This is a genomic window from Acetomicrobium hydrogeniformans ATCC BAA-1850 (assembly GCF_000160455.2).
In the GTDB taxonomy this organism is placed as follows: domain Bacteria; phylum Synergistota; class Synergistia; order Synergistales; family Acetomicrobiaceae; genus Acetomicrobium; species Acetomicrobium thermoterrenum.
Genome location: NZ_ACJX03000001.1, coordinates 1,831,150 through 1,845,388 on the forward strand (window position 1 = coordinate 1,831,150; position 14,239 = coordinate 1,845,388).

General features: G+C 43.5%; 18 protein-coding genes. All 18 read left to right on the plus strand.

Annotated elements, in window-relative coordinates; all coding sequences use genetic code 11:
* Positions 1-28 precede the first annotated feature (28 nt).
* The 18 genes from HMPREF1705_RS09145 to rnpM all read left to right on the plus strand — a co-directional run bounded on the left by HMPREF1705_RS09145 (position 29) and on the right by rnpM (position 14,229).
* On the plus strand, positions 29-757 hold the full coding sequence (locus tag HMPREF1705_RS09145; RefSeq protein WP_009201077.1) for a segregation and condensation protein A: 729 nt from the start codon (positions 29-31) through the stop codon (positions 755-757).
* Positions 729-1,277 carry an SMC-Scp complex subunit ScpB gene (gene scpB, locus HMPREF1705_RS09150; protein WP_040347992.1) on the plus strand — a complete coding sequence of 183 codons (549 nt, stop codon included), beginning with the start codon at positions 729-731 and terminating at the stop codon, positions 1,275-1,277. The genes HMPREF1705_RS09145 and scpB overlap by 29 nt, the downstream gene beginning before the upstream one ends.
* On the plus strand, positions 1,258-2,007 hold the full coding sequence (locus HMPREF1705_RS09155) for a pseudouridine synthase (RefSeq protein WP_009201075.1): 750 nt from the start codon (positions 1,258-1,260) through the stop codon (positions 2,005-2,007). Before scpB ends, HMPREF1705_RS09155 begins: the two co-directional genes overlap by 20 nt.
* Before the next feature lie 31 nt (positions 2,008-2,038).
* Complete coding sequence (locus HMPREF1705_RS09160; protein WP_009201074.1) at positions 2,039-2,929, plus strand: HDOD domain-containing protein; 891 nt, start codon at positions 2,039-2,041, stop codon at positions 2,927-2,929.
* A complete protein-coding gene (cmk, locus tag HMPREF1705_RS09165; RefSeq protein WP_009201073.1) occupies positions 2,926-3,618 on the plus strand; it encodes a (d)CMP kinase in 693 nt (230 codons plus the stop codon). The genes HMPREF1705_RS09160 and cmk overlap by 4 nt, the downstream gene beginning before the upstream one ends.
* Entirely contained in the window at positions 3,608-4,252 is a 645-nt protein-coding gene (locus HMPREF1705_RS09170) for a lysophospholipid acyltransferase family protein (protein WP_040347989.1), read from the plus strand. The genes cmk and HMPREF1705_RS09170 overlap by 11 nt, the downstream gene beginning before the upstream one ends.
* A complete protein-coding gene (gene hflX, locus HMPREF1705_RS09175) occupies positions 4,242-5,387 on the plus strand; it encodes a GTPase HflX (protein WP_009201071.1) in 1,146 nt (381 codons plus the stop codon). The genes HMPREF1705_RS09170 and hflX overlap by 11 nt, the downstream gene beginning before the upstream one ends.
* 47 nt (positions 5,388-5,434) lie before the next feature.
* On the plus strand, positions 5,435-6,319 hold the full coding sequence (locus HMPREF1705_RS09180; protein ID WP_111089608.1) for a YicC/YloC family endoribonuclease: 885 nt from the start codon (positions 5,435-5,437) through the stop codon (positions 6,317-6,319).
* A gap of 13 nt (positions 6,320-6,332) precedes the next feature.
* Positions 6,333-6,590 (plus strand): DUF370 domain-containing protein, encoded by a 258-nt coding sequence (locus HMPREF1705_RS09185; RefSeq protein ID WP_009201069.1) that lies wholly within the window; start codon positions 6,333-6,335, stop codon positions 6,588-6,590.
* Entirely contained in the window at positions 6,577-7,182 is a 606-nt protein-coding gene (gene gmk / locus HMPREF1705_RS09190; protein ID WP_009201068.1) for a guanylate kinase, read from the plus strand. Before HMPREF1705_RS09185 ends, gmk begins: the two co-directional genes overlap by 14 nt.
* Positions 7,179-7,400 (plus strand): DNA-directed RNA polymerase subunit omega, encoded by a 222-nt coding sequence (gene rpoZ, locus HMPREF1705_RS09195; RefSeq protein WP_009201067.1) that lies wholly within the window; start codon positions 7,179-7,181, stop codon positions 7,398-7,400. The genes gmk and rpoZ overlap by 4 nt, the downstream gene beginning before the upstream one ends.
* Before the next feature lie 12 nt (positions 7,401-7,412).
* Positions 7,413-8,627: a bifunctional phosphopantothenoylcysteine decarboxylase/phosphopantothenate--cysteine ligase CoaBC gene (gene coaBC, locus HMPREF1705_RS09200; protein ID WP_009201066.1), complete on the plus strand. Its 1,215-nt coding sequence runs from the start codon at positions 7,413-7,415 to the stop codon at positions 8,625-8,627.
* 2 nt (positions 8,628-8,629) lie between these two features.
* Positions 8,630-10,429, plus strand: a complete 1,800-nt coding sequence (locus tag HMPREF1705_RS09205) for a primosomal protein N' family DNA-binding protein (RefSeq protein WP_009201065.1) — start codon at positions 8,630-8,632, stop codon at positions 10,427-10,429.
* Positions 10,430-10,453: 24 nt separating this feature from the next.
* A complete protein-coding gene (der, locus tag HMPREF1705_RS09210; protein ID WP_009201064.1) occupies positions 10,454-11,785 on the plus strand; it encodes a ribosome biogenesis GTPase Der in 1,332 nt (443 codons plus the stop codon).
* Between the two features lie 69 nt (positions 11,786-11,854).
* On the plus strand, positions 11,855-12,133 hold the full coding sequence (locus tag HMPREF1705_RS09215) for an HU family DNA-binding protein (protein ID WP_009201063.1): 279 nt from the start codon (positions 11,855-11,857) through the stop codon (positions 12,131-12,133).
* Between the two features lie 187 nt (positions 12,134-12,320).
* Positions 12,321-12,806 carry a ribosome maturation factor RimP gene (locus HMPREF1705_RS09220; RefSeq protein WP_009201062.1) on the plus strand — a complete coding sequence of 162 codons (486 nt, stop codon included), beginning with the start codon at positions 12,321-12,323 and terminating at the stop codon, positions 12,804-12,806.
* 26 nt (positions 12,807-12,832) lie between these two features.
* A complete protein-coding gene (gene nusA / locus HMPREF1705_RS09225) occupies positions 12,833-13,951 on the plus strand; it encodes a transcription termination factor NusA (protein WP_040347986.1) in 1,119 nt (372 codons plus the stop codon).
* Positions 13,936-14,229 (plus strand): RNase P modulator RnpM, encoded by a 294-nt coding sequence (gene rnpM, locus HMPREF1705_RS09230; protein WP_273702077.1) that lies wholly within the window; start codon positions 13,936-13,938, stop codon positions 14,227-14,229. Before nusA ends, rnpM begins: the two co-directional genes overlap by 16 nt.
* Positions 14,230-14,239: the final 10 nt, after the last annotated feature.

The window sequence follows — 14,239 nt, forward strand, 5'->3', positions numbered from 1 at the left end:
AAAGCGATCCCCACAAAAGGAGGACAAAGTGGCTGCCGGAGTAGATTATAATAATTTTAGCGATACTATAAACAACTTGATTCGTTTACTTGAAAGTAGAGAAGTTGAAGCTTCAAACGTCAGTGTAAGCGAGGTCATAAAAATTTACGCTGCATATTTGCTTCGTTCGGAAAACTTTTCTTTAAGCGATGTAGCTGATTTTTTGGCACAGGCAGCCGCTTTAGTTTTGTCCAAAGTTCGCGCCATCTTTCCTCGCCCTGTATTCGAATGCGAGGAGGAAGAGGATGCCACATCGGATGATCAAGATGAACCCAACGAAAAACTTCATCATTTCCAGTTGGCGGCAATTTATTTAGAGGTTTTACATTACCGGCGCTCCAAATATTTTACGAGACAGCTAGGAGAAACGAGACCTTTTTATGAAGTCGGTGACCTTTATTTTTTGGCCTCTCTTTGGTGGGGATTGATTAATAACTTCAATTTTAGGATAAATTCGCCCGAGGAAGACATCATCTCTATATCTATAGAAGAAAATCAAGGGTATTCAATTGAGGCCAGGATGGAGGACATCAAAAACTCTTTGCTCGAATATAAGGAATTGACGCTGAATGAGTTGCTTAAAGGAGAAAGGGATAAAAGCTTTGTTGTAAGCACTATCATAGCATTGCTAGAACTTGCCCGTATTGGTATTATTTACTTAAAACAAAGACAGCATTTTGGAGATATACATGTCCGACTCAAGGAATGCAATGGATGAGCTTGCAAGAAAAGTGGAAGCTATTTTATTTGTATCGTCGGAACCGGTGAAATCTGCAGACATTTCCAATGCACTTGGAGTCGACGTTAAAATTGTCGAGGAAAGATTTAACAACATCAAAGAACATTACAAATCTCACCACGGTCTTACCCTTATAAATGTGGCCGGGGGATGGCAGATGGCAACGGCCGGCGATCTGAAAGATGTGATAGAGGAGTATAACAACTCTTATGGTTATAAGCTTCGTTTGAGCAAAGCCGCAATGGAGACGCTTGCGATAATTGCTTATAAACAACCTATCACCAGGACCGAGATAGAAGAAATAAGGGGCGTGAGAAGCGATAAAGTTCTGGAGACCCTATTATCAACGGGATTGATCAAAGTGGCAGGCCGCAAAAAGGGGACAGGATCTCCCTTGCTATACAGAACAACTCAGGAATTTTTGGAGGCCTTTGGGATCAATTCCCTTAGCGAATTGCCCACTGAAGAGGAATTGAAAAATGAAGGAAATTACAGCTGATGCGAATTTACATTATGATAAACTGATAAGGTTAAATAAGTACCTTGCCATGTGTGGCTTGGGTTCCAGGAGAAAGACAGAGGCTCTAATCGTAAGCGGAAGGGTTAAAGTGGACGGCGAGATCGCTGCAGGTCCCTGGATCATGGTCAATACAAGTTATAATGTGGAAGTAGATGGGAAAATCGTAGCTCCTTTAAAGAATCTCTATTTGGTTATGAATAAGCCTCGCAATTGCGTTTGTGCCGTTGTGGATTCAAGATATACTACGGTGATTGACCTTCTTCCCAAAGATTTGATAGGGCACCGCCTTTTTCCTGTTGGAAGGTTGGATAAAAACAGCAGTGGACTATTGATATTAACGAACGACGGTGATTTCGCCCAAGATATAATACATCCTCGGAACGGCATAACCAAGACATATCGTGTCATGCTTAATAAGCCTATGACTTCAGGCGATTTGGAAAAATGGCGTAAGGGAGTTTATCTCGACGATAGATTAATAAAACCAAAAGATGTTAAAATACTCTCGGATAAATGGTGCGTAATAGAGATTTACGAAGGCAAGAAGCGTGAAATTAGGAGAATGGCCGAATGTCTCGGATATAAGGTCGTCGAATTGGTCAGGATAAAGATAGGCCGCCTGGAACTTAAAACATTAGATGAAGGTTGTTTTTTGAAGTTCAGTAAAGATAAATTATTAAAAATGATTTGCAATGGGGGCGTAGTTTAAATCAATCCAGTTAAGATATGGGGGACAGGATATGCCAACAGATGGAAGTCCGAGGGAAATAGTAAAAAAACGCATACTCAAAAAGGTAAAAGATATTCCATCCCTGCCTCAGTTTGTGCTTTTAACACTCAAGAAGTTAGATGACGAAAGAAGCAGTGCCTCCGACGTGGCCAACACTCTCTCAAAGGATCAGGGGTTGGTCGTTCGTGTCTTACGTCTGGCCAATTCTGCCTATTACGGGATTCCAAGGACAATTACCAGTGTAACCGAAGCTGTTGCCATATTGGGATATAAAACCCTTAGAAGCATAGTTTTGGCAGCAAGTATTTATCCCTATATGTCGGGATCGCAAAAGGGATATGCCCTCGATAAAGGAGAGTTGTGGCGTCATTCGTTGGGTGTGGCATACCTTTCCCGCTATATTGGTGAGAAGGTAGGCGGATTGGATCTGGAGGAATTGTACCTTGCCGGATTGTTGCACGACATAGGGAAAATAGTTCTCAACGAATATGTCAGATACGGATATTCGATAATAAGCAAGATGGTAGAAGAAGAGGCCGTCCCCTTTACTCAAGCAGAGAGGGAAGTTTTAGGATTCGATCACGCCGAAATAGGCGAAATGATAATAGATCAATGGGCTTTGCCGGAAGTATACGCTTTGGCCGCTCGATATCACCATACACCAGATGATTTGCCGGACGAGAAGGCCTCCTATAGGCCTGTTGTCGATGTCGTACATACCTCCAATTCTATATGTCTTATGTTGGGATTTGGACTGGGTGCGGACGGTCTCCAGCATTATATGTCGGAAAAATCGTTAGAAAGGCTGCAATTAAAGGACGAAATTGAGCTTCTGATGTCTGAGGCAGTTAACATACTATACCAATTGGACGAAGAAATAAGATCAGAGGAGATCATATGAAGAGCGGTAAAACGATAATAATAACCATAGATGGTCCTGCGGGTTCAGGAAAAAGCAGCGTCGCTCGAAGGGTTGCCGAAGAATTGGGGTTCGCCTATCTTGATTCCGGGGCAATATACAGAGCTGTGTCTTTTTATTTATCTCAAAAGTGTATCTCTTCGAATGATGTTGCAAAAATTGAAGTGGAGCTCGAGAAACTGACAATTCAAATTGACGATCAACAGCGTATTTTCGTGAACGGTGCAGACGTTACAGGGGAAATACGCTCTCCTAAAGTGGATGAAATTGTCTCTTTTTATTCTTCCTTGCCGGTAGTCAGGCGCCGGCTTCTTTCTATTCAAAGGGAGCTAGGGGATAGACAGAATTTGATAGCTGAAGGAAGAGATATGGGAACGGTTGTCTTCCCCAATGCTGATCTAAAGATCTTCCTGAAGGCCAATGCAAGGACGCGAGCGGCAAGGCGATGGAAAGAACTGGCAGAACGAGGGGTAGAAATATCCTACGATGATGTATATTATCAAATTATTCAAAGGGACGAGTTGGACAGCAAAAGGAAGTTATCCCCTCTGTTGCCAGCAGAGGACGCGATAATATTGGATACAAGCGACTTGACACTGGAAGAGGTCGTAGAAGCTGTTAAAAAACTGATAAAAGAGTGCGTTTTAAAGGTGAAAGAGTGTGACTGTTAAACGCAGCCCCCTTTTTTATGCCTTCTCTAAATGTCTGTGTAGAGTGTTTTTGGCTTTATACAATAGACTCAGCATCAATAACGCGCCCCTTCTCCCCGAGGGGAGGGCTGTTATCGTAGCTTCGAATCACAATAGCAATTTGGATCCGGTAATCGTGGGTGTGGCCTATCCAAGGAAGTTGAGTTACCTGGCAAAGGAAGAGCTGTTTAAAGTGCCTTTCTTAAGCTTTATCATAAGGCATCTGGGAGCAATTCCCGTTTCAAGGCAAGATGAGCTTAAAGCCGGGGTCGTATTGAGGACCATGCTAGACATTTTGCTCAGCGGAGAAGATGTATTGATATTTCCCGAAGGAAGCAGGTCATTCGACGGAAAGCTTCAACCCCTTGAGGGTGGAGCGGCCATGTTGGCCTTACACTCAAATGCTCCTATTTTACCAGTATACGTTAAAGGATCATTCGAGGCAATGCCTCGAGGTACCTCCTTCCCAAAACCAAAGAAGATAGAGGTCCTGTTTGGAAAGCTAATCGACCCCTTGGATTTGCCAACGGATATGAAGGACAAGCAGAAACGATTCCATTTGCTCGTACAGTTGGAAAAACAGATGGAGGAGATGATGTACGAACTTGGAAAATAGATATAATAAGGCCCTGCTTCTTTGCTTAGATAGACAAAGAAGCGACGAAGACCCCGATATACTTGCCGATGAACTGGCACTGCTTCTTGCCAATTTAAACATAAAAGTCGTGGGTAGGATCGATCAAAAGCGGATATCTCCCGATCCTGCAACTTTTTTGGGAAAGGGGAAGGTTTTAGAAGCAAGGGAGTTGATAAACCTTCTCGGGGTTAATATCGTTGTGTGCAACGACTCTTTATTGTCCACGCAATTGCACAACTTGCGCTCTCTCTTGGGCGTTGAAGTGTGGGACAGGCCCTTTGTCATTATGAAAATATTTGAATCAAGAGCGCATTCCGCTGAGGCCAAACTTCAAGTGGAACTGGCTATGTGTAAATATGAAATTCCACTATTAAAAGGTCTGGGTAAACAAATGTCTCAAACAGGGGGAGGTATTGGCACAAGAGGCCCAGGTGAAACAGAGTTCGAAAGACATCGTCGTAAGCTGGAACGGAAAGTCGTATCGCTTCAGCGCAAGCTCGAACAGGTGCGCAAAAGACGGTGCAACTCCAGAAAGCGGCGAAAAAGGAGCAATATTTCTACAGTTGCCATTGTAGGTTATACGAACAGCGGCAAATCCACCCTTCTTAGAGCATTGAGTCACGACGATGAAATATACTGCGCAGATAAGCTTTTTGCTACTTTAGATCCCAAGGTAAGGAGAGTAAAACTTCCCGGCGGCAAGCATGTCCTTTTTGCCGATACTGTCGGCTTCATTCGCAAACTGCCGGTAGAGTTGGTTGCCGCCTTTCGAGCGACACTAGAAGAAGTAAATGAAGCAAACTTACTATTGGTCGTCATAGATCCCCTTGACAAAGATCCATTGGAATCCTTAACCGTCGTAGAGGAGACCTTAAAACAAATAGGGGCAGCCTCCATACCGAGGATCATTGTAGTGAATAAGATTGATATGATAGAAAAAGATCAGTTACAATCATTACTTGAGCGGCTGTCCTTGCCTTCGGGATTTGAGGCAGTGCCTGTAAGTGCACTTAAAAATATAAACATATCGACGCTTTTAAAAAGAATAGAATCTTCTTTGTCTCGCATTGATTCCGATGTAAAGTTGTTTACAGATACCTATAAGTTAGCATGATTAAATGCTTATATAATGACAATGCACATTGAATGGAGGGAGCCTCTTTGCTGATAAGCATGACAGGGGTGGGCGGTGCCTATGATACCTTCGATTGGGGTACATTGCGTATAGATGTTTGTAGTGTCAACTCCAGGTACAAAGATATAATTGTTCGTTGCCCAAAGGAGCTTTCCATGTTGGAGAACTCTTTAAGAGAGGAACTTAAAAATCGTTTTGCAAGGGGGAAGATTACCGTTACCCTATATTCAACCTTTGCCCCAGAACTGAAAATGGCAAGCATTAACGGTAAGGTTCTCCGGAATTATTTCGAGGAATTAATGTCAATCCACGGTAAGTTAAAGCTCTTGGAAGAAATACAGCTCGAACTCCTCCTCGATTTGCCCGGCGTCCTAGAACAACCCGAAGGAAGAATGTTGGATCTTTACGAACAAATAAATAAGGACGCGATAGCCTTGCTGGATAAAGCTTTGTCTGATTGGAACGAAATGAGAAAGAGCGAGGGTGAACACATATCCTCTTTTGTAAATGAATCTCTTGATAAATATGAAAAGCTGGTAAATGAGATAGCTGGTGAGTGGGATGTTGCATTCGAAGAGGAGCTTACGGAACTAAAGAGTAAAATAAATTTATTAGTTTCAAACATTGCTTTAGAGGACGACCCATCCCATTTTGAAGCCGTAGCACACTTAGCAGATAAGTGGGACATAAAAGAAGAAATCACGAGAAGCAAGTCTCACATTGAAAAGTTTCGCGAAACGCTTAAATCGAATGTTTCGGAGGGCAAAAAACTTAGCTTTTTGTTGCAGGAGATGTTGAGGGAGATCAATACAATAGCTTCTAAAGTGAAAAACGCCAGAATTCGCTGGCATGTCGTTAAAAGCAAGTGCTTGTTAGAGCAAATGAGAGAGCAAATCCAAAACGTTGAATGAGGGTCGATCTTACATGTATAAATTAGTTCACATAGGATTTGGAAACGTAGTCGTAGCTAACAGGATAATCGCAATAATTCATCCCGATTCCTCGCCCGTTAAAAGGCTCAAAGACGAGGCAAGGGAACGGGGACAGCTTATAGACGCCACTCAAGGCCGGAAAACAAGGGCAGTCATATTAACTGACAGCAATCATGTGATACTCTCGGCCATACAGCCCGAGACAATAGCTCATCGCTTCGAGGGAATTGCACAAAATGACGAACTATAGCAATATAAATCACAAAAGGGAAAAAGGGTATCTCTTCGTAATTTCCGGGCCCAGCGGGGCAGGAAAAGGTACCATACGAAGGGAACTTTTTAAAAGGCTCTCCGATTTGGTCTATTCCATATCGTGCACGACGCGTCAACCAAGGGAGGGGGAGCAAGACGGCGTAGATTATTATTTCGTCGAGGGCGAGGAATTTGAAAAGAGAAAAAAGTCGGGAGATTTTTTGGAGTGGGCCTTTGTCCACGGGAATTACTATGGAACTCCTAAAAAAGAGGTATTGAAGAACCTGGAAGAGGGAAAAGATGTCATCCTCGAGATAGATGTCCAGGGAGCTCTAAATGTGAAAAAGGTATTCCCCGAAGCAGTATTGATATTTATACTGCCCCCGTCAGAGGAGGTTTTAAGGGAAAGACTTATATCCCGTGGCACAGAGAACGAGGAATCTCTGCGCACCAGATTAAATAACGCAGCGTGGGAGATGAAGTTGGCAGGCGTATACGACCATGCGATAATAAACGATGATGTAAATCGTGCTGCAGAAGAGCTTGTCAGGTTAATAATGAACTACAGGAAAGGAGGCTGTAAGAAATGATATATGTCGATGTAAATCAGATCATGAGAAAATACAATATACCGAATAAATATGTTTTAACTATGCTGATTGCAAAAAGGGCCAGAGCTCTTAGCGAGGACGCTTCGAAGCGTCTCTTTGGCGGAGATGGAGATAAGCCAATAAATACGGCCATAGAAGAAATTAAAGAGGGTAAGGTTGCGTTTGTCGTAAAAACAAAAAATAACCAAATAATTTAAAAGGGGAAAATCATGCTCAAATGGAAGACCAACAGAAAGGTTCTCTTGGGTATTTCGGGGGGTATATCTGCATACAAGATCCCCGATGTTGTTAGTACGTTAAAGAAGTATAATAACGATATCGAGGTAATAATGACTCGATCTGCGTCTTCTTTTGTGACGCCCTTGTCCCTCTCCACATTGACGGGCAAAAAAACCTGGATGGAGGAGGACTTCTTAAGCGACCAACGTGGGTGGGAAATACCCCACATTTCTTTGGCCGATTGGGCGGAAGTCTTCGTCATTGCGCCGGCAACAGCTAATGTAATCAGGAGGGCTGCCTTCGGAGAAGCAGAAACCCTTTTAGGGGCTACCATGCTTGCAACGAGAGCACCGGTAGTAATTTTTCCTGCCATGAACATTCATATGTGGGAACATCCCGCAACTCAGCGTCATGTTAAGATGTCAGGTGAACTTGGCTACATCGTGATACCGCCTGAAGAAGGGTTCTTGGCTTGTGGATATGAGGGCAAAGGGAGGCTCCCAAAAAAAGAAGTCATACTCGAGATTTTGTGGAGGGTATTGTCCCCTAAGAGAGATTTAATTGGCAAAAAGATAATTGTGACCTCAGGGCCTACCAGGGAGTTCATGGACCCCGTCAGGTTTATCAGCAATCCAAGCTCCGGTAAGATGGGTTACGCTGTAGCAAGGACGGCATGGTATAGGGGTGCCGATGTCACGTTGATAAAAGGCCCTACATATATCGAGCCTCCTTTTGGTGTAAGAACAATAGACGTTACCACTGCCCAGGAGATGTACGATGCCGTATTAAAAGAGAGTGATGGCGCGGATATAGTAGTAAAGGCGGCAGCTGTAGGTGACTATAGATTTGCTCATACTTTAGATCAAAAGCTTAAACGAGAGGGCAGGGGCCGCCTCGAGGTAATCTTAGAAGAAAACCCCGATATTGCGGCGGAAGTGGGAAAAAGAAAGAGACAAGGGCAAATTCTGGTTGGATTTGCAGCCGAATCGACGGAAGTAGTAGAAAACGCCCTTTCAAAGCTCAACAAAAAAAATATGGACATGATAGTCGCCAATGATATCACGGCCAGGGGAAGCGGATTCGAATCGGATACCAATTCCGTAACGGTCATATGCAAGACAGGACGCACCTCGAGGCTAGAAGGTTCAAAGGAAGAGGTTGCATGGGGCCTATGGGATATCGTTGAGGCGGAGTTTTTATCATAGAAATGTATGCCGATGTCCTTGTGCCTGGAGTTTGGTGGCATCCATTAACTTACAGAATATCGGCACCCGCGAAAATTGGCAGCAGAGTTCTGGTCCCTATGGGTCCGCGAGACAGCAAGAGATTGGGATTTCTTTCAGCGATAAAAGAAAATATCGAAAATAAGATTGTTTACGAGGTAAAAGAGGTAATTGAGATATTGGACGATGTGCCTCTTTTGGGGCAAGAGCTGTGGAGCTTAAGCGAGTGGACATCCCGACAATATCTATGCAGCCAAGGTGAGATATTAAAATTAATGTGCCCTACTCCCATCATCGAGGGCAGTAAAGTGAACAATATTCCTCCCCTTGTTTTTAACCCGCCGAAAGACGGCGATAGCGAACATTGCGTTTACGAGGTATACGATAATGAAAGATATGGACGCTACAGGGAAATAATCGGCGAAGGCAAAAGCGGTCTCGTCTTCTTTCCTGAGGAATCGGTGGCCAGAACTTTTTGGAATGACCTTCCGGAAGACATTAAAAAGCAAGGCCTGTTATGGCCATCCAGCGGGGGCAAAAAAGCCTTTGAAGCGTGGCTGAAGGCTAGGCGGGGAGAAGTGTCTTTCTTGGTAGGGTCAGTGGGGTTGCTCTTCGCTCCATTATCCCCAATTAAGTTCGTTGTAGTGGAGGAAGAGGCCAGCTTTTCCTACAATTTAGCCCGATATCCTAATATATCCTTACGCCATGTAGCAGCCAAAAGAGCTCAAATGTGGAAGGCGAAGCTAATCTTGGGAGGCAGGCTGCCATCATCCCGATTGTATTTCCTAAAAAAGCCAAAATTAAGCAAAAACGTTAAAGAACAGATTCGTTTCGTTAATATAAAGACTGCGAATAAAATTATTCTTCCGGGGATTTCTCAAGGACTTCCCATTAGCTCGTCTCTTTTAAAATCATCCCTAGAAGTCGTAAACCGCGGAGAAGTTGCGATGTGGATTTTGGACCGCAAAGGCTATGCCGGAGAGATATCCTGCGAGGAGTGCGGCTGGACCTTTGTGTGTAGTCATTGCGGCAGTATTTGCAGGATCAACGAAAATATTGTGATATGTCCCTTTTGCGGAAAAACATATGAAATGCCTACGATATGTCCATCCTGTATGTCCAGGCTTTTGACTGGTAAACGTCCGGGTCTGGAGGCGCTTCATGGAATAGCTCGAGCTCTGGCTGGGGACGTAGCACCGGTTTATATGTGGTACAAGGAGAAAAGCGGAAAAAAACGTAAAACTGCAATGTTGCAAGAAATAGGAAAAGGCGGCCTTGTTGTTGGCTCTAGGTTGGCTCTTTCTCTTTGCGATGATTGTAATGTAGGTTTAATAGGATGGATCGATGCCGATGCCGAAACATGGCGGCCAAATTATAACGCTCGATTTATGGCATTCAGCATGATGTGGGAATCACGCTTCAGAGGTAATAATCCCAAAAGCAGAGAAGTTATAATTCAGTCCAGAAGGCCATATCATGGTTGGCAAAGGGGACTGAAAGATGGGTGGAACTTTTTTTGGGAGGATGAACTCAAAGAGAGGTACGAGCTTAATTTCCCCCCTTTCGCCCTGTTGATCGAAATATCTGCTCCGATAAAAGTAATCGAAGATATCTTTCTATTACTTGACAAATCCGGATTTGCCGTGTATAAGCCAATAGCTGATGAAGGCATAATATGGGTCAAAGCGAAAGATGCAAGGGTTCTTAGAGAGCTGTTGGAACCATACTTCCATATCTCGCGTTCTAAAATCGGATTCCCAAAGATAAGAATTTGGAGAGACTAATAAGGACAAAAGCGGTGAGTAAAAATGGAGAGGAATACCAATGTAGTTGCGATAATCGGAAGAGCTAACGTAGGCAAATCTACACTCTTCAACAGGCTCATACAGAAGCGTATGGCGATAGTTGACGATATCCCCGGTGTAACTAGGGACAGGCTCTACGCCCAAGTAGAGTGGGCAGGGAAGAGTTTTTATCTTGTAGATACGGGAGGGTTTCCGAACGAAGATGAACCGCTTTTTGATTTGGTGGGAAAGCAAATAGACCGAGCTATAGAAGAAGCCAGCGTTATCATCTTTGTTGTGGATGGTAGAGAGGGAATATTGCCCCTTGATTTCAGGATAGCCGAGATCCTTCGGCGAAGTAATCGCAGGGTGATTGTGGCCGTCAACAAGATAGACGAACCCATGCATGAACCTCTCCTGTACGAAGCTTTCGCCTTGGGTTTTGAGGACGTGATTGGAGTAAGCGCAGAACACAACAGAAACATTCCGGATTTGCTTGATAAAGTTGTATCGTATATAGATAGCGAAGACTCTTTTCAAGAGGACGGCAAAACAATAAAAATATCAATAGTAGGAAGGCCTAACGTTGGAAAATCCAGTATCTTTAATTCTCTGATCGGGGAAGAGAGAGCTATTGTCAGTAATTTACCGGGAACTACAAGAGACCCTATTGATACGGAAATTACTTTTGAAGGGAAAAAATATCTGCTCATCGATACCGCAGGATTGCGAAAGAAAAGCAGGCTCAAAGACGATATAGAGTTTTATTCTCTCCTTAGGGCGGAACGTGCAATCGACAGATCCGATGTGGTTTTGCTCGTTTTGGATGTAACGGAACTAGTCACTGATCAGGATAAGCGCATAGCCGGCATCGCCCTGGAAAAGGGCAAAGGGATTGTTGTTGCGATCAATAAATGGGATCTGTTGCCAGAGGGGCAGCCAAAACTGGGGGATAACATCATAAAAGATGTTAAAGATCAGCTGTATTTTATAAATGACGCCCCTATAGTCACTATATCAGCTCTATCAAAAAGAAATCTTTTTAAAATTTTTAATGTCTGCGGAGAGGTTTACGCTCGTTGGCAGACCAGGATTTCCACTTCAAACTTAAATAATATAATTCGAGATATAATATCTTTCCAAAGGCTTCCCTCGGATGGAAAGGGGAGGTTTTTAAACATATTTTACGTGACACAAGTTGGAACGGCACCGCCGTCTTTTCTCTTTTTCGTAAACGATAAAAACCTGGTCGATAAACCATTTGAACGAAAAGTTATAAACGAACTTGTAAAGGTCGGCGATTTTAAAGGAGTCCCAATCAGGGTTTTTTGGAAAAACAGGCGAAAACTCGCTTGACCACAGCAATTAAAGCGTTGATAATTATTGTCGAGATGTATTTTTTATAAATCAAAGGGGGTGTAGGAAATGACAAAAAGCGACATCGTTAGTGAAGTGGCGAAAGCTACGGGAATGAGCAAGAAAGACGCAGCTGTCGCAGTCGATGCCTTTATCAAATCTGTAGTGGATGCCCTGTCTAAAGGGGAAGAGGTTCAAATCATGGGTTTTGGTACCTTCGAGGTGCGCAATAGAGCTGCAAGAAAGGGCCGCAACCCACAAAATCCGGAGGAGATCATAGAGATCCCCGAGAAAACAGTTCCCGCTTTTAGAGCAGGGAAGATGCTGAAAGACGCCGTCGCCAAGTAGTTATCCTTATTTGGCAGCCTTTTAAAGCCTGTGTGTTACGTGTAGTGCTTGAAAATAAATTCTGTCGATGATAAAATTCAATACACAACGGGCTTTGGGGCATATCTTTTGGAGAGTGGGCAAATCCCACTCTTCTTTTTTTAAAGCAAAAACGCCTCGTTAATTGACTTTTGGAGGAATAAGGGCAATGCAACGTAAAAATGACGAATTGATGTCAATAGAAAACGAAATAAGGGAAATAATAGAAGGATTGGGATATGACTTTGTGGGAATGGAATTGGTCCACGAACACGGAAGAATGATTTTAAGGATTTATATCAATACACCTGGAGGAATAAACGTTAAAGATTGCGAAACTGTGTCGAGAAAAGTCGATAAATTTTTGGATTCCAGAGAAGAAATCTTCGGGGGGAGGTACTATCTGGAAGTAAGTTCTCCCGGACTGGACGCCCCTCTATTTTATATAAAAGACTTCAAAAATTACGTTGGCAAAACAGTGCGTATAAAAACTCATGATCCCGTTGGATCGCGCAGAAATTTTAAAGGAAAAATTATCGAAATATTAAGTAATAACGATATCAAATTAGGGCTGGATGATGGAACGGAAATATTAATTCCCTTTCAGAACATATCAAAGGCAAGATTAGTGCCAGAAATTGATGACGGCGAGTAATCGTATTAAAGAGGGAGATGGTTGAGATGGAGTTGGGACGAGATTTCATGAGAGCTTTAAAACAAATAGAAACTGAAAAGGGATTGCCTCTCGAAGTAATAATTTCTAGCATAGAGGCAGCCCTGGTTTCGGCATATAAAAAATATAAAGGGACCAATTCAAATGTCGAGGTAGAACTCGATTCGGATAACGGAATTATAAAGATCTATGAAGTAAAAGAGGTAGTAGATACGGTTAGAAATCCTGCCTTTGAAATTTCCGTAGAAGAAGCTAAATCTATGGGATTAGACGATGCGAAAGAAGGGGAGATGATCAAAGTAGAGGTATCCCCCAGGGATTTTGGCAGGATTGCGGTTCAGACGGCCAGGCAGGTTATAACTCAAAGGTTGAAAGATGCAGAAAGGCAGATCATTTACAACGACTTCTCGGGAAAAGTGGGAGAGATCGTCACCGGAGTGGTTTTCAGGGATGAAGGCGGCCAGGCTTTAGTGCGCATAGGAGATAAGATAGATGCCATGCTTCCGCGTGAGGAGCGAATTCCTACGGAGTCGTATCGGCCGGGAGACAGAAAGAAATTTTATGTATTGGATGTGCGCAAAACTTCCAAAGGTCCTCGCATAGTATTGTCAAGATCTCATCCGGGGCTTTTGAAGAGCCTTCTTGAATTGGAAGTCCCGGAGATAAAGGAAGGCGTAATAGATATCAAAAACATCGCAAGGGAAGCGGGGGTAAGAAGCAAAGTTGCCGTGACCACCTTGGACCCAAACGTCGATCCGGTAGGTGCCTGTATTGGCACTAAGGGAAATAGAATTAAAGCTATCAGCGACGAACTTGCGGGCGAGCGAATTGATGTTATTATTTGGAGTAACGACCCAATAGCATATATCAAAAACGCACTTTCGCCTGCAAAAGTAGTCAAAATAGAGCCGAGGCTCGATGAGGATAAGGCAGTCAACGTTTACGTAAGGCCCGATCAGTTATCCTTGGCCATCGGGAAGGGAGGGCAGAACGTTAGGCTGGCGGCCAAACTTACAGGATGGAAGATAGATATAAATGTAATGGAACCGGACCGACTTCCAACACTTCAAGATCTGTTCGAGGATATAATTAAGGGGGAATTGCCCAAAGAATGGGAAAAAGAGTAATGATGACGAAAAGACGTCCTAGGACCTGTGTGGCGTGCAAAACAGAAAAACCAAAGAAAGAACTCATTAGAGTCGTACGATCCCCCGAAGGGCACGTTTATGTCGATCCTACCGGCAAGGGCCAGGGAAGGGGAGCCTACGTCTGTAGCGATCAAAATTGCATTGAACAGGCAAAGAAAAAGGACATTCTGTCCAAAGCTTTGAGGACAAAAGTTCCGGCGGAAATCTATGAGGATTTGTCGCAAAAGCTTGGCGAATCAGGAAATGCCGGCCAATGATTTTCAAGGG